This is a genomic window from Pseudoduganella chitinolytica (assembly GCF_029028125.1).
Classification (GTDB): Bacteria; Pseudomonadota; Gammaproteobacteria; order Burkholderiales; family Burkholderiaceae_D; genus Rugamonas; species Rugamonas chitinolytica.
Genome location: NZ_CP119083.1, coordinates 5,438,466 through 5,462,674, shown reverse-complemented (window position 1 = coordinate 5,462,674; position 24,209 = coordinate 5,438,466). Strand labels below are relative to the sequence as shown.

Here is a 24,209-nt window from a genome sequence, read left to right as displayed (position 1 = left end):
TGTTACTCCTTAAGCCACGAAGCAGATGACTTCGCCACCGACACCGGTAGCGCGCGCTTTGCGGTCGGTCATGACGCCTTGCGGAGTCGACACGATGGCCACGCCCAGACCGTTCATGACGGTTGGAATCTCATCCTTGCCCTTGTAGACGCGCAGGCCCGGACGGGACACGCGCTCGAGGCGCTCGATGACAGGACGGCCCACATAATATTTCAAACCGATCTTCAGTTCCGTCTTGCCTTCGTTCGAAGACACGGCGAAATCTTCAATGTAACCCTCGTCCTTCAGGACGTTGGCAATCGCTACTTTGACTTTCGACGATGGCATGGCCACGGTCGTTTTTTGCACGCCCTGGGCGTTGCGAATGCGGGTCAGCATATCGGCGATAGGATCGCTCATACTCATTGCTTATTCTCCTATTACCAGCTGGCTTTAGTCATACCGGGAATCTCACCACGCATGGCGAATTCACGGAGTTTGATACGGCCCAGACCGAATTTACGGAAGGTGCCGCGTGGACGACCGGTCATGGCGCAGCGGTTGCGCTGGCGGGTCGGTGCGGAGTTACGTGGCAGGGCCTGCAGTTTCAGGCGCGCTTCGTAACGCTCTTCTTCCGACTTGGACTGGTCATCGATGATGGCCTTCAGAGCAGCGCGCTTGGCGGCGAACTTCTCCACCAGGTCAGCACGCTTCTGTTCACGGTTAATCAGTGCGAGTTTTGCCATGATCGTTTTAGTTCCTGAACGGGAATTTGAATGCGGCGAGCAGAGCTTTCGCTTCGTCGTCGGTCTTGGCGGTCGTGGTGATCGAGATGTTCATGCCACGCAGCGCGTCGATCTTGTCGTACTCGATTTCCGGGAAGATGATCTGCTCTTTGACGCCGATGTTGTAGTTGCCACGGCCATCGAACGAACGGCCGGAGACGCCACGGAAGTCACGCACGCGCGGCAGTGCCACGGTGATGAAACGGTCCAGGAATTCGTACATACGGGCGCCGCGCAGGGTCACCATCGTACCGATCGGGTAGCCTTCGCGGATCTTGAAACCGGCGATAGCTTTACGAGCCTTCGTGATCACTGGCTTCTGGCCGGCGATCTTGGTCAGGTCGCCAACAGCGTGCTCGATGACCTTCTTGTCGGCCACGGCTTCCGAGAGACCCATGTTCAGGGTGATCTTGGTCAGGCGAGGCACTTCCATTACCGACTTGTAGCCGAATTTCTCGGTCAGCTCGGTAACGACCTTGTCTTTATACAGTTGTTGCAGACGGGCCATTTCTAATTACCCTTTCACTACTTCGCCGGAGGACTTGAAGACGCGGACTTTTTTGCCGTCCACATCTTTGAAGCCCACGCGATCGGCCTTGCCGGTCGCAGCGTTGAACAGAGCAACGTTGGACACGTGAATAGGCATGGTCTTGTCGACGATGCCACCAGTAACGCCAGTCATCGGGTTAGGCTTGACGGCTTTCTTAGCCACGTTCACGCCTTCCACCACGACGTGCTCAGCGTCTACACGCTGGGTCACTACGCCGCGTTTGCCCTTGTCCTTACCGGTCAGGACGACGACTTCGTCGTTTTTGCGAATCTTATCCATTACGACTCCTTACAGGACTTCCGGTGCCAGGGACACGATCTTCATGAACTTCTCAGTGCGCAGTTCACGCGTCACTGGGCCAAAGATACGGGTACCGATCGGTTCCAGCTTGGAGTTCAGGAGGACAGCAGCGTTGCCGTCGAACTTGACCAGGGAACCGTCCTGGCGACGCACACCCTTAGCGGTGCGCACAACCACGGCGTTATAAATTTCACCTTTTTTGACACGGCCGCGAGGCTGAGCCACCTTAACGGTGACCTTGATCACGTCGCCAATGCCAGCATAACGGCGCTTGGAACCGCCCAACACCTTGATGCACATAACTTCTTTCGCACCGGTGTTGTCGGCCACTTCGAGCCGGCTTTCAGTTTGAATCATAGTATTCTCTTTCCCAACTTAAGCCGAAGAATCCACACAATGCGGACCTCTCGGTCAGTCTTGGTCCCGCCAGAGACGCGTAGCGTCACTGTTTGGGTGCTTGACCTTCATACAGTACTGACCGCGAGGCGCGTCTGCGGAGAGACACTTAGCGGCGATACATGAACGAAGCCCGCAAGTATTACATATAACCTGCGGGCCTGCAAGAACTAATTGGAAACCGGTCCGTCGTATCGCTACGCCGGACCCGGGTTCTTCTTAGACGATTTGTGCAGCTTGCACTACACGCGTCACCGTCCACGCCTTCGTTTTGGAGATCGGACGACCTTCCGCGATCTCGACCGTGTCACCGGTCTTGACCTGGTTGGTCTCGTCGTGCGCGTGGTACTTGTTGCTGCGCACGATGATCTTGCCGTACAGAGGGTGCTTCACGTGACGCTCGATCAGTACAGTAACGGTCTTGTCCATCTTGTCGGACACCACTTTACCGATCAGCGTGCGCTTGAGCGACTGTTTCACTGGTTCGTTCATTTGGCTTCCTTCGTGTTCATTACCGTTTTGACGCGTGCGATATCGCGGCGGACCTTCTTCAGCTGCGACGTGTTCGTCAGCTGCTGGGTGGCGCTTTGCATACGCAGGCCGAACTGTGCCTTCAGCAGGTCGTTCAGCTCTTTCTGCAGACCGGCCTGGTCTTTGCCGCGGAGTTCAGATGCTTTCATATTTCACTCCAATTATTGGCCAACCTGGCGCACCACGAAGGTGGTAGCCAGCGGCAGTTTGGCAGCAGCCAGGCGGAACGCTTCGCGTGCCAGTTCTTCGGCCACGCCGTCCATTTCGTACAGGACCTTACCTGGCTGGATTTCAGCCACGTAGTATTCCGGGTTACCCTTACCGTTACCCATACGGACTTCGGCAGGCTTGTTCGAAATTGGCTTGTCCGGGAAGACGCGGATCCAGATACGGCCGCCACGCTTGATGTGACGGGTCATGGCACGACGCGCTGCCTCGATCTGGCGGGCGGTGATACGACCGCGCGCCACGGCCTTCAGACCGAATTCGCCGAACGACACGGCGGTGCCGCGCGTGTGCGAAATACCGGTGTTACGGCCTTTCTGCTCTTTACGATACTTTCTGCGTGCTGGTTGCAGCATGATTATTCTCCTGCTTTCTCAGCCGGCTTCGCAGCAGCGCGGCGAGCGGCTGGGGCGCCTGGTTTAGCGCCCGGACCTGGACGTGGACGGCCACCTGGTTTGCCATCGTCGCGGCGTGGGCCGCGCTTCTTCTCGTCAGGTGGGGTATCGATGACTGGTGCTTCGCCAGTGGCGGAGCGGTCACCCTTGTATACCCAGACCTTGACACCGATGATGCCGTAGGTGGTCGACGCTTCGGACGTGCCGTAGTCGATGTCCGCCTTCAGGGTGTGCAGAGGCACGCGGCCTTCGCGATACCATTCGGTACGGGCGATTTCGATACCGTTCAGACGGCCGGACGACATGATCTTGATGCCCAGGGCACCCAGACGCATGGCGTTCTGCATCGCGCGCTTCATGGCGCGGCGGAACATGATCCGCTTTTCCAGCTGCTGCGAGATCGAGTCGGCGATCAGCTGCGAATCGATTTCCGGCTTGCGGATTTCCTCGATATTGACGTGCACCGGCACGCCCATGATCTTGGTCAGGTCCGCCTTCAGCACTTCGATGTCTTCGCCCTTCTTGCCGATCACAACGCCCGGACGGGAGCTGTACACGGTGAAGCGTGCGTTCTTCGCAGGACGCTCGATGACGATGCGGCCGACGGAGGCGTTCTTCAGTTTCTTCTTCAGGTATGCGCGCGCCTTCAGGTCTTCGTTCAGCATTTGAGCGAAGTTGCCGTTGGTCGCGTACCAGCGGGAAGCCCAGTTACGGGTAACGGCCAGACGGAAGCCGGTTGGATGAATTTTCTGTCCCATCTTGGCTCCTTAGTTTCCGACCGTCAGGTAGACGTGGCAGGACTGTTTCGAGATACGATCGCCACGGCCCTTTGCACGCGCGGTGAAGCGCTTCAGGATCGGACCCTTTTCGACGTAGATCGTTTTCACGTACAGTTCGTCGATGTCGGCACCATCGTTGTGCTCGGCGTTCGCAATAGCGGACTCCAGCACTTTCTTCAGGATGGCGGCGCCTTTTTTCGGGCTGAACTGCAGGATGTTCAGCGCGGCGTCGACCTTCTTGCCACGGATCAGGTCAGCGACCAGACGGCCCTTCTGATCCGACAGGCGCACGCCTTTGAGGATAGCTTTGGTTTCCATTATTTCTTAGCCTTTTTGTCAGCAGCGTGGCCCTTGAACGTACGGGTCAGCGCGAACTCGCCGAGCTTGTGACCAACCATGTTCTCGGAGACGTACACGGGAACGTGCACCTTGCCGTTGTGGACGGCAATCGTCAGACCGATGAAGTCAGGCATGATCGTCGAACGACGGGACCAGGTTTTGATTGGCTTCTTGTCCTTGGTCGCTTGCGCGGCTTCGACCTTCTTCACCAGGTGGGCGTCGCAGAACGGCCCTTTTTTCAATGAACGAGTCATGGTTTATCCTTATTTCTTGCCGCGGCGCGAGACGATCATCGAAGAAGTGCGCTTGTTCGAACGCGTCTTCTTGCCCTTGGTCTGCTGGCCCCATGGCGATACTGGATGACGACCAGCTGCGGTACGGCCTTCACCACCACCGTGCGGGTGGTCGATCGGGTTCATCACGACACCGCGAACGGTCGGACGAACACCGCGCCAACGCATCGCACCGGCTTTACCGATCTTGCGCAGGTTGTGCTCGCCGTTGCCGACTTCGCCAACCGTGGCACGGCACTCGATGTGCACGCGACGCACTTCGCCGGAGCGCAGACGCACCTGAGCGTAAGTACCTTCACGGGCCATCAGCACGACGCCGGCGCCGGCGGTACGGGCCATCTGGGCACCTTTACCTGGCAGCATTTCGACGCAGTGCATCGTGGTGCCGACTGGGATGTTGCGGATCGGCAGGCAGTTACCGGCCTTGATCGGCGCTTCGGAACCGTTCATCAGCGTATCGCCGACGGACAGGCCTTTGGAAGCGATGATGTAAGCGCGTTCGCCGTCGGCGTAGCACAGCAGGGCGATGTGCGCCGTGCGGTTTGGATCGTATTCGATACGCTCCACTTTCGCCGGGATGCCATCCTTGTTGCGCTTGAAGTCGACCAGACGGTAGTGCTGCTTGTGACCACCACCGATGTGACGGGTGGTGATGTGGCCGTTGTTGTTACGGCCGGCGGTCTTCGATTTTTTCTCAACCAGGGCAGCGAACGGACGGCCTTTGAACAGGCCCTCGGTCACGACCTTCACCATGCCACGACGGCCTGGGGAGGTTGGCTTCATCTTAACGAGTGCCATTATTTAGCCTCCTCGGAGAAATTGATTTCCTGGCCAGGCTTCAGGCACACGAAAGCACGCTTGGTATGGTTGCGACGACCGACGAAACGACCCGAACGCTTCACTTTACCTTCGCGGTTTACGGTCTGCACCGATTCCACTTCAACCTTGAACAGCAGTTCAACGGCGGCCTTGATTTCTGGCTTGGTCGCGTCCATGGCAACACGGAACACGATCTGTTCGTTCTTTTCCGCGACCATGGTGGCCTTCTCGGAAATGACCGGCGCCAGCAGCACCTTCATCAGGCGCTCTTCGCTAATTTTTACGGCGCTCATGCCAGCAACTCCTCAATCTTGGCCAGTGCCGCTTTGGTAACCAGGACCTTCTTGTAGAAGACCAGCGACATTGGATCTGCGTGACGCGGTTCCACGACCAGCACGTTCGGCAGGTTGCGGGAAGCCAGCAGCAGGTTTTCTTCGATGTTGTCGGTGATGATCAGGACCGATTCCAGACCCATGCCGGTCAGCTTTTGCGACAGCAGCTTGGTTTTTGGCGCTTCGATCGACAGATCTTCGATCACGACCAGGCGTTCCTCGCGGGCCAGCTGGGACAGGATCGAGCACAGACCTGCGCGGTACATCTTCTTGTTCACTTTGTGGGTGAAGTTCTCGTCAGGCGAGTTCGGGAAGATGCGACCACCGCCGCGCCACAGTGGCGACGACGACATACCAGCACGAGCACGGCCGGTACCTTTTTGGCGCCATGGCTTCTTGGTCGTGTGGTGGACTTCTTCACGGTCTTTCTGCTTGCGGTTGCCGCTACGGGCGTTGGCAGCATAGGCGACCACGATCTGGTGGATCAGTGCTTCGTTGTAATCACGGCCGAAGACGGTGTCAGCGGCGGCAACGTTGGAGGCAGCTTGACCTTGCGCGTTCAAGAGCTTGAGTTCCATCGATTAAGCTCCCTTCTTAGCTTTGACTTTGACGGCTGGCGATACAACAACCTGGCCGTTTTTCGCGCCTGGTACTGCACCCTTCACCAGCAGCAGCTGGCGGTCAGCGTCGATACGAGCGATTTCCAGGTTCTGGGTGGTGACGGTGACGTCGCCCAGGTGACCGGTCATGCGCTTGCCTGGGAAGACGCGGCCCGGATCCTGTGCCATACCGATGGAGCCTGGTACGTTGTGCGAACGGGAGTTACCGTGGGTAGCACGGCCGGATGCGAAGTTGTAACGCTTGATGGTACCGGCGTAGCCTTTACCGATCGAGACGCCCTGGACGTCGATCTTCTGACCGACTTCGAACAGGGAAGCGGCGATGACTTCGCCAGCTTTCAGCTCTGCTGCTTTAGCAGCGTCAACACGGAACTCTTTCAGCAGAGTACCGGCTTCGACACCAGCTTTGGCATAGTGACCCGCAGCGGCTTTGGTCACGCGGGAAGCGCGACGTTGACCGAATACGACCTGAACAGCGGAGTAACCATCCGTTTCAGGAGTTTTGATTTGCGCAATACGGTTGTTCGACACGTCCAGCACGGTGACAGGGATCGAATCCCCTTCGTCCGTGAAGATGCGCATCATACCAACCTTGCGACCGAGGAGGCCAAGGCTCATTTTTTCTCCATTCCCACCTACGATTGGGCAGGGCTAAGTTTAACTACATGGAACTACAAAAAAAGGTACAGACAAAAAAGTCGATTCCATACCGAAGCCGGCTAGTGTACTTCGCTTCGCCCCTTGACGCAACAAGTAATTACGAGGTATGGCAAGGTTTGCATGCTTCCAACACCGTCGGTGCCGTGGCGCCGGCCCGCCGGCCGAACGGGCTAGACTCGACCAGCCGCCAAGCGGGCGGCGACCGCCCCGCAGGGGCCAGGCAACCCTGATTTCGGCATCTTCATTGCCGGTGCCGTGGCGCGCGTTCGCCACAACAGGAGGCACCATGACCAGCATCTATCGCGCAACCGTCCTAGCAGCCGCCCTTGCGGTACCGCTTTGTGCCCACGCCGCACTGAGCGCCAGTACCACCCTCGGCAACGTGCAATGGCATGTGATCGACCTGACACCCGGCGATGGGCAGAGCGCCGGCTATGATCCGGTCGATGCACCGCATTACCGCCAGGTACGCACCGAGATCTTCTCCACCGCGCCCTTCTACCTCACCAGCGATATCCAGACCACCGGCGAGGACAGCATGGAACTGGACAGCGCGATCGCGTTCGGCACGGCAGCGGCCGGCGCGCATGCCGGGCCGGCCTTCCTGGACGGACGGGTCACCGCCTTGGGCGATCCGTCGCTGGGTCGGAACGGCTCGGTGAGCAGCAATATGTCAGGCGGCTTCGACTTTGTCCTGCGGCCCCATACGCGCCTGGAAATCAGCGGCCGCGCCAGTTGGGCCGACCTGCACCAGGGCAGCAACGGCACCGCTTCCATCCGGGCCGAATCCTATTTCCAGGCCGGCGAGCTGGCCGGCGACGACCCTGCGCCGCCGATCCACTTCCAGCTCAGGCGCGGCACCATGACAGGCTGGGCCGACTCTGCGGACTATCAGAACTTCACGCTGGTTTACCTGAACGATACGGACAGGGCACGGTCGACCAACTTCTATATGTCGCTCCATGCGAACGTCACCAATGCGGTGCCGGAGCCGGGGGCGATCGCCATGCTGCTGGTCGGCCTGGCTGGCGTTGCCGTCCGGCTGCGTCGCCGCGGCGCGGGCCGCGCTTCGCGCTGAGCGGCGCGCCACCCACGCTTACCGGGTCAGGGACTGATACAACAGGTTACTGACCCGCACTGACGGCCTGGCCGGATCGCCCAGCACCTTCTGCGGCTGGTGCTGCAGCATCAGCACGGCCACGAGCCGTTCCTGGCGGTCCACGGTAAACCAGGTCGACTGGGCGCCGGCCCAGCCGAACTGCCCCAGCGAGCCCAATCGGCCGCGGCGGGCCAGGTCCAGCACCACGGCGCCGCCCAGGCCGTAGCCTTCCGCGCCATACTGGTCCCACGTGGGCGGCGCCAGGTGCGACAGGTGGTTCTGCATCATCAGCTCCACGCTCTTGCGACCCAGCACCATGCGGCCGCCCAGGACGCCGCCGTCCAGCAGCATCTGGGCAAAGCGGGCGTAGTCCTCGGCCGTCGAATACAGGCCGATCGCGCCATTCAGGTAGGGCGTGATGCGTTGGCCATTCGCGGCCGGCGCCGGCGTCAGCTGGCCGTCGGCATTGGTGCTGGTGACGGCGGCCAGCCGGGCGCGCTGGTCCGGCGCCAGCACGAACCCCGTGTCGCGCATGCCCAGCGGCAGGAACACGCGCTTGTGCAGGAACGCATCCAGGCGCAGGCCGGAGATTGCCTCGATCACCCGGCCGGCGACGACGGCGCCGGTGTGGTCGTCACGAAAGCGCGTGCCCGGCTCGGCCGCCAGCGGCAGCGCCGCCAGCCGGCGAACGTACTCGTCCAGGTCGGGCGCCTGCTCGAGCGACGCGTCGGCGCCGAAGCCGGCCGTCTGCGCCAGCAGCTGGCGCACCGTCAGCACTTCACGGGGCGCCTTGCCATCGGCCAAGCGCAGCTCGCGCAATTCCGGGATATAGGCTGCCACCGGATCGTCCAGGTTCAGGCGGCCCTCCTCCATCAGCATCAGCACGGCGGCGGCCGTGACGGCCTTCGTCATCGCATCGATCCGGAAGATGGCGTTGCGGGCCAACGGCTCGCGTCGCTCGTGGTCACGGTGGCCCCAGGCGCGCCAGTCGACGACGCGGCCGTTGCGCAGGACGAGCGCTACCGCGCCCAGGTAGTCTCCGCGTCCCACCGTCGATGCGAGGTAGCGGTCCAGGCGCTCCAGCCGCTCCGGCGCGATACCTTGCGTCTGCGGCGCGGCCTCGGGCAACGGGGCGGCGCCGGCACCGCATACGGCGACAGCCAGCAGGAGCGAAAGGAGACATTTCATGAGCGTACGTCGGACAAAGTGGCAACGCCCCATTGTACTGCCGCCACGCGTGCGCCCGGCAGCCGTACGGGCCCGGTGCGATAATCGCCACATGACTTCCTACATGCTCCTGAAACTGCTGCACGTCCTCAGCTCCACGGTCCTGTTCGGTACCGGCATGGGCATCGCTTTCTTCAAATGGATCACGGACCGCAGCGGCGACGTGCGGGCCATCCGCATCGTGACGGAACGCACGGTCCTGGCCGATTACGTCTTCACGACGCCCGCCGTGATCGTCCAGCCGGTGACGGGTCTCGCCATGGTCTGGCTGGCGGGTTATCCGCTGACGAGCACATGGATTGTCTGGTCGATCGCCTTGTACCTGCTGGCGGGTGTGTGCTGGCTGCCGGTCGTGTGGCTGCAGATCCGGATGCGCGACCTGGCCCGAGTCGCGGATGCGGACGGCGGCGCCCTGCCCCCGCTGTACTGGCGTTACCAGCGGCTGTGGTTCGTGCTGGGCATTCCCGCATTCAGCGCGCTGGTCGTGATTTTCTGGCTGATGTTGAACAAGCCGGTGTGATGACGAGAGTCTGGCGCCAACATCGTCAGCAACTCAGCAACTCAGCAACTCAGCAATCTAAGATTCAGGGCATCGTGTCCGCTCGCAGCACTGGGATTGATTTCCGGGATGTCATGCAGTCTTCACCTTCAGTCATGAGAAAAGCGCACGTGACGCGAAAAAAAACCGGCCGCAAGGGCCGGTTGTCCTCCTACACATACGCCCGCTCAGAACGCGTAGCGCGCGCTGACGTTGAAATAACGTCCGAAGTTGTTGTGCAAGCCCTGGTTATAGCCGGCTAGCGCGACAAAGCTGGTGCTGATGCCTTGCGCTGGATCGTATGGCGCACGCTTGTCGAACAGGTTCTGGATATTCAGGTTCAGTGTCAGGTTCTTAATCCCGGTGTACGTGTAGCCCAGGCCCACCGTGATCCAGCGTGCGATCTTGCAATCCGGGTAGTAGTCTTCGTACAGCGGTACCGTACCATTCCGGTTTGGCTCGGCATCCGTCGGCTTGGCCGTACCATAGTGGCAGAAGGGCTGATCGTAAACCGTTTCGGCATTGACGTAGCGCTTCAGTGAGACGGCACCGACATAGTTGACGGAAGCATTGACCGCATGGTCGCCACGCGACCACGTGCTTGCGAGGTTGAACTTCAGCCGTGGCAGGTCGATGCCGCTGGACAGGTTCCAGTCGTAAATGCCGGCATTGCCACCGACCAGGTTGTGCTCGATGTCGCCCGGGTGCTGCGCCAGCGAATAGTGCGTCATGTACGTACCGTTCAGCTTGGTGCTCAGCCCGCCCCACTCGCCCAACTTGGTACGATGCCGGACTTCAAAGTCAATACCGCGCACTTCCGTCGAGCCCTGGTTCTCCCATGGCAGCCTCACCATCAGCAGCGGGCCGGTGTTCGGAATCGGCGTGCCGTTGGCATCAGTCACCCAGTTCGCAGGGTTCGGATCACGTACGACATTGCCCGGATTACGGTCTTCGTTCTTAATGGCCTCGAATGCTGAGCCCTGCACTACCTCACCTTCCTTGCGAATGCGGAAATACTCGACCAGGAGATCCAGGTTGCTGTTCGGGGAATAGATCGCGCCCAGCGAGAAGCTGCGTGACTTTTCCGGTACCAGGTCGGGATTTGCCCCCCCTGTGCCCGCCGCAGACTTCGCGCAGTCGACTTCCGTGGCGCCCGGTTTCGGCGTGCGCTCATCGGCCTCGCAGCGACGACGGTCGAACAGGTCGCGCAGGAAGACCTGCGATCCGCCCGGCGTGACCTGCACAAGAGCCGGGGCGCGGAAGCCCTTGGCATAGGTACCGCGGAACGCCAGACCATCAAATGCCGTCCACTTCACGCCCACCTTCGGCACGTAGTTGGTCTTGATTCCCGGATACTTGTCGGCGCGGCCCGCGAAGTCCATCTCCAGGTTCTTGAGGAGCGGCGTCCGCAATTCCACGAAAGCGGATTTGACGTCGCGTTCTCCATCGATGATGGAGTTGACCAGGCCGTAGATATCGCCGGCAGCCAGCGCAGGTGTCGGGTCCAGTTCGATCTTTTCGCGTCGCATCTCCACGCCAAGTGCCAGGCCCATCGCACCGCCAGGCAAGAGGCCGAATTCCGTGCTGGCTTTCGCATCCCATTGGAGGATCGATGCCCGCCCTGGATTGGTCACGTCCTGTGAAATTGTCGGATCGGCTGCCAACGCGGCCAGCGACGTGCCGGTATTCAGCTTGCGCAATGTCGGCAGGTACAGCCGATCGAAATAGGTGTCTTCCTTCTCCGACCGGTTCCACAGCACACCAGTGTCCCACGTCCAGCCGCGCAGTTCACCATTCGCGCCCACGAGCACGCGCGTGCTTTCGTTGATGACTTCATTCCCACCACGGAGGTTGGCGAACCGGTAGCCGACCGACGCGCGTGCATTCGGGAACGGATTGTCCGGATGGCCGATCTCGAGGATGGCCTGGAACGGGTCCGCTACGCCGGTGGCGGTGAAGTTGTTGACGGACGACTGCCCCAGCGTGATTGGCGTACCCGTGTAGAGGCGTTCGGAGCGTGAATATGCCACCTCGGCAAATGCACGCGTGGTTTCGCCCAGTTTCAGCACGCCACGACCCATCACTGTGCCGTCCTTGCCCTCACTTTGGGCTTCGAGGAACTGGTTGATATCGAAATTGCAGAAAGTACGGCCGACCCACACGCTGGTGGCCGGGAACCCCATCTGCGTCGTACCCACGAGTTGTTGCGAAGGATCGCATGAGAGGGTGGTCCGAAGTCGGTCCGCGGCATTGGCACGGTTCACGCCAAAGTTCTTGGTGCCCGGTGCACTCTCGCGGTAGAAGGTCGGGTATTGCGACACTTGGCTGCCATATGGCGTGGCGAAGCGGCCATTGAGCTGCTGATATTGGGCGAACGCGATGTCCTTGACGTCACGCAGGGCGGTCCGATCGCGCTTCGAGACGTCGGCGGTGAGGAAGAAGTTGTACCCGTTCGATTCGAGGTCGCCTTTACCCCAGGAAGCTGTCGCTCCTCTGCGCGCGAATTCGCCGTCGTCGTTGGCACTGGCGCGCGCACCGAATTCAAAGCCCTGGAAATTCGATTTCGTAATGAAATTGATGACGCCACCGATCGCGTCGGAACCATATACCGCCGAGGCACCATCTTTTAGGATTTCCACCCGTTCAAGTGCCGTGACAGGAATACTGTTCAGGTCGTACAACGTCGAATTGCCGTCGTTCGGGTCGGCGTACGCGGACGGGGTCATGCGTCGGCCATTCAGCAGGATCAAGGTCGACGTCGACGAAAGCCCGCGCAATGAAGCAGTCGCCACACCGCGCGAGAAGCCGCCGTCGGTCGTATCGTAATTACTGTCGCTGCCGATTGCGGGAACGAAGCGCATAAGCTCTTGCACTGTCTGGGCCCCGGTATCTTTGATGTCCTGCGCCGTCACGACCTGGACGGGTGACGTGCCTTCCTTGTCCACGCGCTTCAGGTTGGAACCGGTGATGTAGACGGTCTGGCTCGGCTGTGCCGGCGGCGTTTGCTGTGCCAGGACAGCCGGGGTGGTCAATGTCATTGCTACCGCAACAACACTTTTCTTCAAAGTTAACTGCATGCGTGTCGCTCCCGAATCTTGTGATTTATATGTCCGTTACATTTCGTAACGGGTATTGTCAATTTCTCACAACTCAGGTGCAGTTATCAAAAGGTTTTGCGTTTTAGCGGTTCTTTCGTCTGTTCATGTTGCGTATTTACGCCACTTGGTTTCTATTGTTCTGTTGTTGTCACCTACGACCATATTTTGTTTAGAAACTTTCGCTATGTCCATAGATGGATTGCGTATATGGATGAGCCAGCGATAGGTCCTGCAACAGCCGAGGCACACTCGACAGCAGGGGTAGCCGACCATAGCACCTTGTCCTGCCCTGCCGCAGTTCTGGTCGCACGGAGACGATCCCGGGTCATGCGTTGACAGATGCCGCTGTTGCACACGGCTGACGCCGGAGGCAGATCTTCACGCCTGTCGCACCAGCGCGAACCGGGCTACTTCCCAACCGTCCACTTTTCCTGGCTTTCGCGGCGAAACCCTTCCCTTTCACCAGTCAGGGCCGGATCGTCGCGTGCAAAAAAAAACCGGAGCCAGGGCTCTAATGCCGTTCAGTTAAGACTGAGCGGCATTTTTCTTTTTGGTGTTGTAAACAGTAGCTGAGGCTGTTAACCTGCGTCACCATGCTTGATGACGCGCTCCATTTCCTCGTACAAGCCCAGGAAGACCCGGACTGGGCCCGCCTGGGACGGCACTTGCCTTCCGAGTGGATCGAGCAAGCGGTTGTACACACTGGCAAAGCGAGCATTCGACGGCGCCGGCTGCCGGCCGAGCAGGTAGTGTGGCTCGTCGTCGCCTTGGCGCTGTACCGTCATCAGTCTATCAGTGAAGTGGTTGACGACCTGGACCTTGCGTTGCCGGACGTGCAGGCGCCTTTCGTAAGCAAAAGCGCGGTAGCGCAGGCACGGCAGCGTGTTGGCGCCGAACCACTGCGGGCATTATTCGAGATCTCAGCAAAGGCATGGTCGGAGCAGGATCGCAAGCAGTACCTGTTCAAGGGACTAAGTCTGTATGCGATGGACGGCACGACATTGAAGACGGCGGATACGCCGGAACAGCGCGACCATTTCGGCGAGCAGTCGTATGCCAGTGGCCGGATCGCCAGCTATCCGCAAGTGCGTGGTGTGACCTTGACTGCCGTGCCGACCCACCTGATACGCGATGCCAAGTTTGGCCCTTACGGCATCAACGAGATGCTGTACGCCAAGGAGCTGCTCGCATCGATTCCGGATGATTCGCTTACCGTCTTCGACAAAGGTTTTCTGTCAGCCGAGATTCTGTGCGGCCTGACCGTCGGAGGAACGAACAGGCACTTCATCATTCCAGCCAAGTCCAATACGAAATGGGAAGTCGTTGGCGGTACTGCCGACGATGCGATGATCGAAATGCGCGTATCGCCCCAGGCACGCAAGAAGTGCCCGGACTTGCCTGAGACTTGGCGCGCACGCGCCATTACGATCATCGACCAGAGCGCACGCAAACACGTATTGCTGACCTCACTATGCGACACCAAGCGCTACACGGCCAAAGACGTTGCGACTTGTTATACCCGGCGCTGGCAGATCGAAACGAGCTATCGCGAACTCAAGCAAACGATGATGGGCAGGGCGTTGACGCTGCGCAGCCGTACCGTCGAAGGCGTCTACCAGGAAATCTGGGGAACCTTGACTGCCTATAACCTGATCCGGCTGGAGATCGCCAAGGCCGCACTGGCGGTGAAGTGTGAGCCGACTGAGGTCAGTTTTATCCGTGCATTCCATGTCATCCAATACGAACTGCATTGGGCAGCAGTAACCCGCTCACATGGCAAGCTGCCCGCCTTGATGCAGCGCCTTCGCCAGCGTCTGCTCATGCTACTGAATGAAGAACGGCCCGGTCGAAAAATCGACCGGGCCGTGAAGGCCTTACCTCATCGCTACACTGTCCGCGTCCTGAAAAAAGACCTTAACTGAACGGCATTAGAGCCAGGGCTCCGGTTTTTCTCAGGCGAGACGGCAAACCGTCCCGCACGAATCGATTACTGCAGCTTGATTTCGACGTCCACGCCAGCTGGCAGGTCCAGCTTCATCAGGGCGTCAACGGTCTTGTCGGTTGGATCCACGATGTCCATCAGGCGCTGGTGCGTACGGATTTCGAACTGGTCGCGCGACGTCTTGTTCACGTGCGGGGAACGCAGCACGTCGTAACGCACGATACGGGTCGGCAGAGGAACCGGACCTTTGACCACGGCGCCGGTGCGCTTGGCGGTGTCAACGATTTCCAGAGCGGACTGGTCGATCAGTTTGTAGTCGAAAGCCTTCAGGCGGATGCGGATCTTTTGATTCGGGGTGGACATGCTAATTCCTTAAAAAGAACGAACCGGGCAAGAATGCGCCGGCAATGTGTAAGGTCATGCGAAACGGGTACTGCGCAGGGCTGCAAACAACGGTAAGGCCATCTACAACTGAGCGGGACCGGCATGATAGCACGGTCCCGCCCTGTACTGCTATCGCTTAATCGCCAAAGTGGCAATCAGCGACACCTTGGCATCGATTAGCCCAGGATCTTGGCAACAACGCCGGCGCCGACGGTACGGCCACCTTCGCGGATAGCGAAGCGCAGACCTTCTTCCATCGCGATCGGGTTGATCAGCTTGACGGTGATCGACACGTTATCGCCTGGCATGACCATTTCCTTGTCCGCTGGCAGTTCGATCGAACCGGTCACGTCCGTCGTACGGAAGTAGAACTGTGGACGGTAGTTGTTGAAGAACGGGGTGTGACGGCCGCCTTCGTCTTTCGACAGAACGTAGATCTCGCCCGTGAAGTGGTTGTGCGGCTTGATCGAGCCTGGCTTCGCCAGAACCTGACCACGCTGGACGTCTTCACGCTTGGTGCCGCGCAGCAGCAGACCGACGTTGTCGCCGGCTTGACCCTGGTCCAGCAGCTTGCGGAACATTTCCACGCCGGTGCAGGTGGTCTTGACGGTGTCGATGATGCCGACGATTTCGATCTCTTCGCCGACCTTGATGATGCCGCGCTCGACACGACCCGTGACCACGGTACCGCGGCCGGAGATCGAGAACACGTCTTCCACTGGCATCAGGAAGGCGCCGTCCACAGCGCGCTCAGGCGTTGGGATGTAGCTGTCCAGTGCGTCGGCCAGACGGATGATGCAGTCTTCGCCCATTTCGCCTGGCTGGCCTTCCAGCGCCATACGTGCCGAACCCTTGATGATTGGCAGGTCGTCGCCTGGGAATTCGTACTTCGACAGCAGCTCGCGCACTTCCATTTCCACCAGTTCCAGCAGCTCTGCGTCGTCGACCAGGTCGCACTTGTTCAGGAACACGATGATGTATGGAACGCCAACCTGACGGGCCAGCAGGATGTGCTCGCGGGTCTGTGGCATCGGGCCGTCGGCAGCGGAGCACACCAGGATCGCGCCGTCCATCTGGGCAGCACCGGTAATCATGTTCTTGATGTAGTCGGCGTGGCCTGGGCAGTCAACGTGCGCGTAGTGACGGGCAGCCGTTTCGTACTCGACGTGGGCGGTGTTGATCGTGATGCCGCGTGCTTTTTCTTCCGGTGCAGCGTCGATCTGGTCATAGGCTTTGGCTTCGCCGCCGAATTTCTTCGACAGGACGGTTGCGATTGCCGCGGTCAGGGTGGTCTTGCCGTGGTCGACGTGACCGATGGTGCCAACGTTCACGTGCGGTTTAGTCCGCTCGAACTTTTCTTTTGCCATTTTAATTCTTCCTTAGAACTATGATTTAAGGTTGTCCGGCCCGGGGGATTGCCCCGAACCGGCAAGGGGCCGGAGCCCCCTTGCTACATGCTGTTACTTGGCTTTCGCGGTGACGATAGCGTCGATCACGTGCTTCGGTGCTTCAGCGTAGTGCTTGAATTCCATCGTGTACGTTGCACGGCCTTGCGTCGCGGAACGCAGCGAGGTCGAGTAACCGAACATTTCCGACAGCGGGACTTCGGCCTTGATGATCTTGCCGCCGCCGCCCGGGATTTCGTCCATGCCCTGCACCATGCCGCGGCGGGACGACAGGTCGCCCATCACGTTACCGGCGTAGTCTTCCGGCGTTTCCACTTCCACGGCCATCATCGGCTCCAGGATGACTGGCGACGCTTTGCGGCAGCCTTCCTTGAAGGCCATCGAGCCGGCCATGCGGAACGCGTTTTCGTTCGAGTCGACGTCGTGGTACGAACCGAACGTCACGGTGACTTTCACGTCGACGACCGGGTAACCTGCCAGCACGCCGCTGTTCAGCGTCTCGCGCACACCCTTTTCAACCGCAGGGATGTATTCGCGAGGAATCACACCGCCCTTGATCGCGTCGATGAACTCGAAGCCCTTGCCTGGTTCCTGCGGCTCGATCGACAGCACGGCGTGGCCGTACTGACCGCGACCACCGGACTGCTTGACGAACTTGCCTTCGACATCGGTAACGGCCTTGCGGATCGTTTCGCGGTAAGCCACCTGTGGCTTGCCGACGGTCGCTTCCACGCCGAATTCGCGCTTCATGCGGTCGACGATAATTTCCAGGTGCAGCTCGCCCATACCACCGATGATGGTCTGGCCCGATTCTTCGTCGGTCTTGACGCGGAACGACGGATCTTCCTGTGCCAGGCGGTTCAGCGCCAGGCCCATTTTTTCCTGGTCGGACTTGGTCTTCGGCTCGACGGCCTGCTGGATCACCGGCTCAGGGAAGACCATGCGCTCCAGGATGATCATCGAGGTCGGGTCGCACAGCGTTTCGCCGGTCGTCACGTCCTTCAGGCCCACGGCAGCGGCGATGTCGCCAGCGCGCACTTCCTTGATCTCTTCACGCTGGTTGGCGTGCATCTGCAGAATACGGCCCAGGCGTTCCTTACGGTTCTTGACCGAGTTCAGAACGGTGTCGCCCGAATTCACGGTACCGGAGTACACGCGGAAGAACGCCAGCTGGCCGACGAACGGGTCGGTCATGATCTTGAACGCCAGCGCCGAGAATTTCTCGTCGTCGGCTGCCTTGCGGGTTGCCGGCTGTTCGTCTTCGTCCGTGCCGTTGACCGGTGGGATGTCCACTGGCGACGGCAGGTATTCGACGACAGCGTCCAGCATTGCCTGCACGCCCTTGTTCTTGAACGCGGTACCGCACATCATCGGCACGATCTCGGAAGCGATGGTGCGATCGCGCAGCGCTTTCTTGATCTCGGCTTCCGTCAGGTCGCCTTCTTCCAGGTACTTGTTCATCAGGTCTTCGTTCGCTTCAGCAGCGGCTTCGACCATCTTCTCGCGCCACTCGGCAGCGGAGTCAGCCAGTTCGGCCGGGATGTCAACGTAGTCGAACTTCATGCCCTGGGACGCGTCGTCCCAGATGATGGCCTTCATCTTGACCAGGTCGATCACGCCCTTGAAGTTGTCTTCGGCGCCGATCGGGATCTGGATCAGGACAGGGTTGGCCTTCAGGCGGGCACGCATCTGCTCGTAGACCTTGAAGAAGTTGGCACCGGTACGGTCCATCTTGTTCACGAAGGCCAGGCGAGGCACCTTGTACTTGTTGGCCTGACGCCACACGGTTTCCGACTGAGGCTGCACGCCACCCACTGCGCAGTAGACCATGCAAGCACCGTCCAGCACGCGCATCGAACGTTCGACTTCAATGGTGAAGTCGACGTGGCCCGGCGTGTCGATGATGTTGATGTGGTGCTCTGGGAAGTTGTTGGCCATGCCTTTCCAGAAGCAGGTGGTCGCCGCGGACGTAATCGTGATGCCGCGCTCTTGCTCCTGCTCCATCCAGTCCATGGTTGCTGCGCCGTCGTGGACTTCACCAATCTTGTGGTTCACGCCGGTGTAGAACAGCACGCGCTCGGTGGTGGTGGTCTTACCGGCGTCGATGTGAGCGGAGATACCGATGTTGCGGTAGCGCTCAATGGGGGTCTTGCGGGCCATAATTAATCCTAAATCTTTTAATGGACAAAACCGAGCAGCATTTTTTCAACCAAAAATGTGCCCGGCTTGAACAACAGATAAGGCCGGAAATTCCGGCCGGAATTTTTAGAAGCGGAAGTGCGAGAACGCCTTGTTCGCTTCTGCCATGCGGTGCACTTCGTCACGGCGCTTCATCGCGCCGCCGCGGCCTTCCGCAGCTTCCATCAGCTCACCGCCCAGGCGTTGTGGCATGGATTTTTCGCTGCGCTTGTTGGCGGCTTCACGCAGCCAGCGCATGGACAGGGCCAGGCGGCGTACTGGACGCACTTCAACCGGCACCTGGTAGTTGGCGCCACCGACGCGGCGGGACTTGACTTCCACCAGCGGCTTGGCGTTGTTGATCGCTGCGGCGAACACTTCCAGAGGGTCCTTGCCGGACTTCTGCTGGATATGGTCGAACGCACCGTAGATGATGTTTTCAGCGACGGACTTCTTGCCCGACAGCATCAGAACATTGACGAACTTGGCGACTTCGGTGTTGCCGAACTTTGGATCCGGCAGGATTTCGCGCTTGGGTACTTCACGACGACGTGGCATTTCTATTTCCTTCCTGTCTTCAGTTGAGTGCCTCAGGGCACTCGCGCAAGGCCATCATGACCTCACACTTACTCGGTCTCGCGACCGCCTCAACTCAATTAAATTGCAAGAATTACTTCTTGGCGGCTTTAGCGCGCTTCGCACCGTACTTCGAGCGAGCCTGCTTACGGTCTTTGACGCCCTGGGTATCCAGCGAGCCGCGAACCATGTGGTAACGCACACCTGGCAAGTCTTTCACACGACCGCCGCGCAGCAGCACGACACTGTGTTCCTGCAGGTTGTGGCCTTCACCGCCGATGTACGAAATGACTTCGAAACCGTTGGTCAGACGCACTTTGGCGACCTTACGCAGAGCCGAGTTAGGCTTCTTTGGAGTGGTGGTGTACACGCGGGTGCACACGCCACGCTTTTGCGGGCAATTTTCAAGTGCCGGCGATTTGCTCTTCACGACCAGTGCGGTACGTGGGTTGCGAATCAATTGATTGATGGTTGGCATCGTTCTAAATCCAACAAAATTACTGCTGTTGACATCCCGGGCGCGGCGGACCGCCCCGGGGGCTAAAACCTGATCTCATCCGCACCTCGCAGCGGGCCCCGGGTGGTGCAGGCAGCGCGTATACCATGTGCAGACTAAAATGAGAACTCGCGAGTATAAGCGTTGCCCATGGCCCAGTCAACCTGTTTGCAAACTAATTAGGCAAGGCAACGGTGACCCAAGGGCGAGCCCCCAGGGTGGGCGCGACCGTGTCGCCCCTCCAGCGGAAAAGCACTGATAATAGCGGGCAATTTCCCTGGCTATCTTGTATGCGACCGTTGCTGCGCCCCGCCCCCCTGTTCGTCCTGCTGAGCTACCTGGCCCTGTCCGCGGTGCCGTATATCCCCGTGCTGTTGGGCAAGCCCATGCCCGCCGGCTGGCCCGTGCTGGGCATCGAGATCGTTGCCTGGACAGCCGTGTGGGCGCTGTTCGGCCGGCCGGCCTGGTTCCACTGGCTCCTGATCCCCGCCTTCATGGCGCTGCCGACGGAGATCTACCTGCTCGTGTTCTACGGCCAGGGCATCTCCACGCATCACTTGGGTATCCTGGCGGAAACCAGCCCGATGGAGGCCATGGAGTTCCTGGGCAGTAAGGTCTGGTCGATGCTGTTCATCATGGCCCTGGTCGCCGTCTGGTGGGTGCTGGCCTTCCGCGCCGCACGCCAGAGCACGGACCTGTACTGGCAGGGGCCGTCGCGCTGGACGGCACTGGGCCTGCTGGCCGTATTTGGCGCGCTGGCCGCCTATGGCTGGGAATTCGGCACGGCGCGCACGCCCGCGCCATCCGCTTCCGCCGCGGCATCGGCGGACCGGGGCGTGCACCTGACGGGCCTGGCGCTGCCGCCCCTGCCCGGCTGGGCGCAACCGCCGGCCCGCTTCGACGCGTTCATCGATTCCTGGCCCTTCGGGCTGTTCGCACGCGGCGTCGACTTCTACCGCGAACGCCGCTACCTGGCCGCGCTGAACGAGACGAGCCGCAATTTCCGCTTCGGTGCCCGGCAGGCCAGCCCGGACGACACACCGGAGGTCGTCGTCATGGTGCTGGGCGAATCGTCCCGACGCGACCGCTGGAGCCTGTTCGGCTACCAGCGCGTCACCAACCCGTTGCTGGCGCAGGAGGCGAACCTGGTGCCGCTGAACGACGTGATCACGTCCGTCTCCGCCACCCGGCTGTCCGTGCCCGTCATCATCTCGCGCAAGCCGGCGCGCGAAAGCCTGGAGGACGGCTTCAACGAGAAGTCGTTCCTGACCGCCTACAAGGAAGCGGGGTTCCGGACCTGGTGGCTGTCCAACCAGATCTCGTTCGGCAAGTTCGACACGCCCGTCTCCGTGTTCGCGCGCGAGGCCGACGTGATCCAGTTCACCAACCTGGGCGGCTTCACCAACCGCTCCAACTACGACGAGGTGCTGTTCGCGCCGCTGCGGCAGGCGCTGGCGGACAAGGCGCCGAAGAAGCTGATCGTGCTGCACTCGCTGGGCAGCCACTGGAACTACAGCCAGCGCCACCCGAAGGCGTTCGACAAGTGGCAGCCATCGTTGTTCGGCGTGGACAAGCCCGTCTACACGGACCTGGCCATCAAGCCACAGCTGAACAACAGCTACGACAACTCGATCCTGTACAGCGACTGGTTCCTGGCGCAAGTGATCGGCCAGTTGAAGGCGGCCCAGCGCCCGGCCGCGCTGCTGTACGTGGCCGATCACGGCCAGACGCTGTACGACGGCAGCTGCAAGTTCGCCTTCCATGGCCACAACACGCAGCACGAATTCCGCGTCCCCGCCTTCATGTGGTATTCCGACCAGTACCGCGAGCGCTATCCGAGGAAAGTGAAGGAACTGCAGCGCCACCGCAAGGCCCGGCTGGCGACCGAAAACATCTTCCACACGCTGCTGGACGTGGCCGACATCCGCTACCCCGACGACCGGCTGGAATGGAGTTTCGTCAACGGCGCCTGGAAGAAGCACACCCGCTACGTCGACAGCTACGGCTGGACCGACTACGACAACGCCACCGTGCGCGGCGACTGCCGCGAGATCATCGCGAAGAAGCCGGCCCGCAAGCGTTAGGGCGCTTCCGGGATTGTCCCGGAATACCGAATAGCGAATCGGAGGCTGTCCCCGATTTGCGACGCGTGCCTACAGCCCAGCCCGTGTCCCACCGCGGGGTCAGTCACCGGAATGGGACACGAGCTCGGCCTTACAGCAAATTGGGGACAGCCTCCAATTCCCGAACATGACGCTCCCCGAAATTGGAGGCTGTCCCCAATTCTCGAAATTGGAGGCTGTCCCCAATTCAGTGTGGCTGGACTGACTACGACAACGCCACCGTGCGCGGCGGCTGCCGCGAGATCATCGCGAAGAAGCCGGGCCGCAAGCGCTAGGAGGCTTCCGGGACTGTCCTGGAATACCGAATAGCGAATCGGAGGCTGTCCCCGATTTGTGACGCGTGCCTACAGCCCAGCCCGTGTCCCACCACGGGGTCAGTCACCGGAATGGGACACGAGCTCGGCCTTCTTGGCAGCAGGCGACCCGTCCAGCACCGGAGGCGGGCCCGCGTCCTCCCCGCGCGCGTGGCGGCTCAGCCACTGGAACACCGTCACCGCATTGCGTTCGATGTCCGCTGTAAAACCGCTGTCGGCCAGCAGGCGGATGCCGTTGGTCTCGCGCAGCACGCCCGGGCGGACGGCGACGCCGTGCGCGCCTGCCTCCACGCAGAACGGCCGCAGCCGGTCGCGCAGCAGGGGCGCCAGCTCCAGGTTGTGCGACGACACCAGCACCAGGTGGTCGCGAGCCAGCTCGTGCAGCACCGCCGTCGCGGCCGACACCGATTCCAGGTGGTTGGTGCCGCGGAAAATCTCGTCGATGACGAACACGGCCGGGCCGCGCCGGGCCAGCGCCAGCAGTTCGCGTGCCCGGCGCAGCTCCGCCATATATAAGCTTTCGCCGCTGTCCATCGCGTCCTCGCTCTGCATGCTGGCGTACACCGGCAGCGCGGGCACGCGGGCCGACGCGGCGTAGCAGAACCCGAACGCGCGCGCCGCGACCAGGTTGATGCCGAGCGTACGCAGCAGCGTACTCTTGCCGACACCGTTCTGGCCGGAGACGAACGCACCGGCCCATCGACCAGCGCGAAGTCCACCGGGGCCGGCCGGGCCAGCAGCGGATGGACGACGGCGCGCAGGCCCACGGCCCGGCCATCGGACGACTGCGCCCAGCAGAACGGCGTGGCCTGCAAATGCCGCGCCAGCGCGCAGTCGGCTTCCAGCTCCGCCACCAGGCGATAGCTGGAGCGCAGGAACGCCAGGTGCCGCACCACGGCCGCGCGCGAGGCGAAATAGCGCTTGACGTTGGCCTGCAGCAGCCAGTCGCGGTATTCGCGCTGGCCGGGAATGCTGTCCGCGATCGAGAGCGCGAACAGGCGGCGCAGCTTGCCCGCCTGGACCGCCGCCGGTACGAACGGCGCCAGCACGCCGCTGGTGTCGGCCAGGCTGCCCAGCGCCTGGTGCACGTCCAGCAGCGAGCGCAGCGGCAGCAGCACGCTGTCCCACTCTTGCGTGCGCTCGTGCCAGGCGGCTTGCAGCGCCACCAGCACGAACGTCAGCGCCACCGCCGCCACCCAGCCCAGCGGAATGAAAAATGCAAGCGCCACGCTGGCCAGCCAGGCGACCGGCAGCAGCGACAGCCAGCGCGCCCAGCCCGGTGCGGGCGCCAGCGGCGCGCCAAACAGCGCCGGCACGACGTCGGCCTCGGCGCGGCGCAGCGGCCGGCACGCCTGCACCGCCTGCGCCAGCAGGTCCGGCGCGGCCAGCAGCGCGCGCACCCGCTCGGGCGCGGCCGGCGTGACGCCATGCAGGCGCCGGTGCAGCGCCTGGCGGCCGCACAGGCTGGTGCCCGTGCCCAGCCGGTCCGCATACTCGTCCAGCAGCATGTCGCGCGCCGTCTGCGCATCCATGCCCTGCTCGTCCGGCGCTGCCGTCAGCGTGTGGTATTGGCCGACGGTGGCCCGGCTGAACGGATGGTCCGCGACGCTGTCGTCGGTGCCGGTGAGGAGCGTAAGCCAGCCCATGGTTGTCCTTGTCGATTAACGCCTGGCAATATGCAGTACGCTTGCCAATAAATCAAGGCGCGGACGGCGCGGACACGGCGGACAGCCTCGGACAGCGGACACGCAGTAAACAATCCTCATCGGATCAATGACTTAGCCGATGGCACGCTTCCTGCAATGCCTGCGCTATCGAACCACTT

28 protein-coding genes are annotated in these 24,209 nt (G+C 61.1%); 5 read left to right on the top strand and 23 right to left on the bottom strand.

Features of this window, described 5'->3' with window-relative positions; genetic code table 11:
- Window positions 1–9: 9 nt before the first annotated feature.
- From rpsH to rplC, 15 genes are all read right to left on the bottom strand, one after another.
- Entirely contained in the window at window positions 10–405 is a 396-nt protein-coding gene (rpsH, locus tag PX653_RS24315) for a 30S ribosomal protein S8 (RefSeq protein WP_107144086.1), read from the bottom strand.
- 14 nt (window positions 406–419) lie between these two features.
- Window positions 420–725 carry a 30S ribosomal protein S14 gene (gene rpsN / locus PX653_RS24310; protein WP_277415233.1) on the bottom strand — a complete coding sequence of 102 codons (306 nt, stop codon included), beginning with the start codon at window positions 723–725 and terminating at the stop codon, window positions 420–422.
- A gap of 7 nt (window positions 726–732) precedes the next feature.
- A complete protein-coding gene (rplE, locus tag PX653_RS24305; RefSeq protein ID WP_107144088.1) occupies window positions 733–1,272 on the bottom strand; it encodes a 50S ribosomal protein L5 in 540 nt (179 codons plus the stop codon).
- A 6-nt stretch (window positions 1,273–1,278) separates the two neighbouring features.
- Window positions 1,279–1,593 (bottom strand): 50S ribosomal protein L24, encoded by a 315-nt coding sequence (gene rplX, locus PX653_RS24300; protein WP_277415232.1) that lies wholly within the window; start codon window positions 1,591–1,593, stop codon window positions 1,279–1,281.
- Window positions 1,594–1,602: 9 nt separating this feature from the next.
- The gene (gene rplN / locus PX653_RS24295) at window positions 1,603–1,971 is read right to left on the bottom strand and encodes a 50S ribosomal protein L14 (protein ID WP_107144090.1); all 369 of its coding nucleotides are present in this window, start codon (window positions 1,969–1,971) and stop codon (window positions 1,603–1,605) included.
- 258 nt (window positions 1,972–2,229) lie between these two features.
- Window positions 2,230–2,502, bottom strand: coding sequence for a 30S ribosomal protein S17 (gene rpsQ / locus PX653_RS24290; RefSeq protein WP_107144091.1), 273 nt, complete (start codon window positions 2,500–2,502; stop codon window positions 2,230–2,232).
- Entirely contained in the window at window positions 2,499–2,690 is a 192-nt protein-coding gene (gene rpmC / locus PX653_RS24285) for a 50S ribosomal protein L29 (protein WP_134386516.1), read from the bottom strand. Before rpmC ends, rpsQ begins: the two co-directional genes overlap by 4 nt.
- Window positions 2,691–2,702: 12 nt before the next feature.
- Complete coding sequence (rplP, locus tag PX653_RS24280; protein ID WP_050409764.1) at window positions 2,703–3,122, bottom strand: 50S ribosomal protein L16; 420 nt, start codon at window positions 3,120–3,122, stop codon at window positions 2,703–2,705.
- A 2-nt stretch (window positions 3,123–3,124) separates the two neighbouring features.
- Window positions 3,125–3,919 carry a 30S ribosomal protein S3 gene (gene rpsC, locus PX653_RS24275; RefSeq protein WP_277415231.1) on the bottom strand — a complete coding sequence of 265 codons (795 nt, stop codon included), beginning with the start codon at window positions 3,917–3,919 and terminating at the stop codon, window positions 3,125–3,127.
- Between the two features lie 9 nt (window positions 3,920–3,928).
- Window positions 3,929–4,261, bottom strand: a complete 333-nt coding sequence (gene rplV / locus PX653_RS24270) for a 50S ribosomal protein L22 (protein ID WP_175425006.1) — start codon at window positions 4,259–4,261, stop codon at window positions 3,929–3,931.
- Window positions 4,258–4,533, bottom strand: coding sequence for a 30S ribosomal protein S19 (gene rpsS, locus PX653_RS24265; protein WP_093556914.1), 276 nt, complete (start codon window positions 4,531–4,533; stop codon window positions 4,258–4,260). Before rpsS ends, rplV begins: the two co-directional genes overlap by 4 nt.
- Window positions 4,534–4,542: 9 nt before the next feature.
- Window positions 4,543–5,370, bottom strand: a complete 828-nt coding sequence (rplB, locus tag PX653_RS24260; RefSeq protein ID WP_277415230.1) for a 50S ribosomal protein L2 — start codon at window positions 5,368–5,370, stop codon at window positions 4,543–4,545.
- A complete protein-coding gene (gene rplW, locus PX653_RS24255) occupies window positions 5,370–5,684 on the bottom strand; it encodes a 50S ribosomal protein L23 (protein WP_107144096.1) in 315 nt (104 codons plus the stop codon). Before rplW ends, rplB begins: the two co-directional genes overlap by 1 nt.
- The gene (gene rplD, locus PX653_RS24250; RefSeq protein ID WP_107144097.1) at window positions 5,681–6,301 is read right to left on the bottom strand and encodes a 50S ribosomal protein L4; all 621 of its coding nucleotides are present in this window, start codon (window positions 6,299–6,301) and stop codon (window positions 5,681–5,683) included. The genes rplW and rplD overlap by 4 nt, the downstream gene beginning before the upstream one ends.
- A gap of 3 nt (window positions 6,302–6,304) precedes the next feature.
- Window positions 6,305–6,961: a 50S ribosomal protein L3 gene (gene rplC / locus PX653_RS24245; RefSeq protein ID WP_277415229.1), complete on the bottom strand. Its 657-nt coding sequence runs from the start codon at window positions 6,959–6,961 to the stop codon at window positions 6,305–6,307.
- A gap of 328 nt (window positions 6,962–7,289) precedes the next feature.
- Here rplC and PX653_RS24240 point away from each other — a divergent pair, with 328 nt between their 5' ends.
- Window positions 7,290–8,081, top strand: coding sequence for a PEP-CTERM sorting domain-containing protein (locus tag PX653_RS24240; RefSeq protein WP_277415228.1), 792 nt, complete (start codon window positions 7,290–7,292; stop codon window positions 8,079–8,081).
- 18 nt (window positions 8,082–8,099) lie between these two features.
- On the opposite strand, the gene PX653_RS24235 is transcribed toward PX653_RS24240, so the two are convergent.
- Entirely contained in the window at window positions 8,100–9,290 is a 1,191-nt protein-coding gene (locus tag PX653_RS24235; protein WP_277415227.1) for a serine hydrolase domain-containing protein, read from the bottom strand.
- Between the two features lie 103 nt (window positions 9,291–9,393).
- On the opposite strand from PX653_RS24235, the gene PX653_RS24230 reads away from it, so the two are divergent.
- On the top strand, window positions 9,394–9,849 hold the full coding sequence (locus PX653_RS24230; RefSeq protein WP_277415226.1) for a DUF2269 family protein: 456 nt from the start codon (window positions 9,394–9,396) through the stop codon (window positions 9,847–9,849).
- A 206-nt stretch (window positions 9,850–10,055) separates the two neighbouring features.
- Here PX653_RS24230 and PX653_RS24225 read toward each other — a convergent pair whose 3' ends face one another.
- Entirely contained in the window at window positions 10,056–12,944 is a 2,889-nt protein-coding gene (locus PX653_RS24225) for a TonB-dependent receptor (RefSeq protein ID WP_277415225.1), read from the bottom strand.
- A 614-nt stretch (window positions 12,945–13,558) separates the two neighbouring features.
- Here PX653_RS24225 and PX653_RS24220 point away from each other — a divergent pair.
- A complete protein-coding gene (locus PX653_RS24220) occupies window positions 13,559–14,887 on the top strand; it encodes an IS4 family transposase (RefSeq protein ID WP_277414130.1) in 1,329 nt (442 codons plus the stop codon).
- A 65-nt stretch (window positions 14,888–14,952) separates the two neighbouring features.
- Here PX653_RS24220 and rpsJ read toward each other — a convergent pair whose 3' ends face one another.
- The 5 genes from rpsJ to rpsL all read right to left on the bottom strand — a co-directional run bounded on the left by rpsJ (window position 14,953) and on the right by rpsL (window position 19,929).
- Entirely contained in the window at window positions 14,953–15,270 is a 318-nt protein-coding gene (gene rpsJ / locus PX653_RS24215; RefSeq protein WP_107144102.1) for a 30S ribosomal protein S10, read from the bottom strand.
- 197 nt (window positions 15,271–15,467) lie between these two features.
- A complete protein-coding gene (tuf, locus tag PX653_RS24210) occupies window positions 15,468–16,658 on the bottom strand; it encodes an elongation factor Tu (RefSeq protein ID WP_277415161.1) in 1,191 nt (396 codons plus the stop codon).
- A 93-nt stretch (window positions 16,659–16,751) separates the two neighbouring features.
- Window positions 16,752–18,857, bottom strand: a complete 2,106-nt coding sequence (fusA, locus tag PX653_RS24205) for an elongation factor G (protein WP_277415224.1) — start codon at window positions 18,855–18,857, stop codon at window positions 16,752–16,754.
- Window positions 18,858–18,962: 105 nt separating this feature from the next.
- The gene (gene rpsG, locus PX653_RS24200) at window positions 18,963–19,433 is read right to left on the bottom strand and encodes a 30S ribosomal protein S7 (RefSeq protein ID WP_050409780.1); all 471 of its coding nucleotides are present in this window, start codon (window positions 19,431–19,433) and stop codon (window positions 18,963–18,965) included.
- A 112-nt stretch (window positions 19,434–19,545) separates the two neighbouring features.
- On the bottom strand, window positions 19,546–19,929 hold the full coding sequence (rpsL, locus tag PX653_RS24195) for a 30S ribosomal protein S12 (protein ID WP_130186567.1): 384 nt from the start codon (window positions 19,927–19,929) through the stop codon (window positions 19,546–19,548).
- A gap of 308 nt (window positions 19,930–20,237) precedes the next feature.
- On the opposite strand from rpsL, the gene PX653_RS24190 reads away from it, so the two are divergent.
- Window positions 20,238–22,031 (top strand): phosphoethanolamine transferase, encoded by a 1,794-nt coding sequence (locus tag PX653_RS24190; RefSeq protein WP_277415223.1) that lies wholly within the window; start codon window positions 20,238–20,240, stop codon window positions 22,029–22,031.
- Between the two features lie 413 nt (window positions 22,032–22,444).
- Here the strand turns inward: PX653_RS24190 and PX653_RS28405 are convergent, their stop codons facing one another.
- Complete coding sequence (locus tag PX653_RS28405) at window positions 22,445–23,512, bottom strand: MutS-related protein (RefSeq protein WP_371876384.1); 1,068 nt, start codon at window positions 23,510–23,512, stop codon at window positions 22,445–22,447.
- An 81-nt stretch (window positions 23,513–23,593) separates the two neighbouring features.
- Between PX653_RS28405 and PX653_RS28400 the strand changes: the two genes are divergently transcribed.
- Window positions 23,594–24,049, top strand: coding sequence for a hypothetical protein (locus PX653_RS28400; protein ID WP_371876383.1), 456 nt, complete (start codon window positions 23,594–23,596; stop codon window positions 24,047–24,049).
- The last annotated feature ends 160 nt before the right edge of the window (window positions 24,050–24,209 follow it).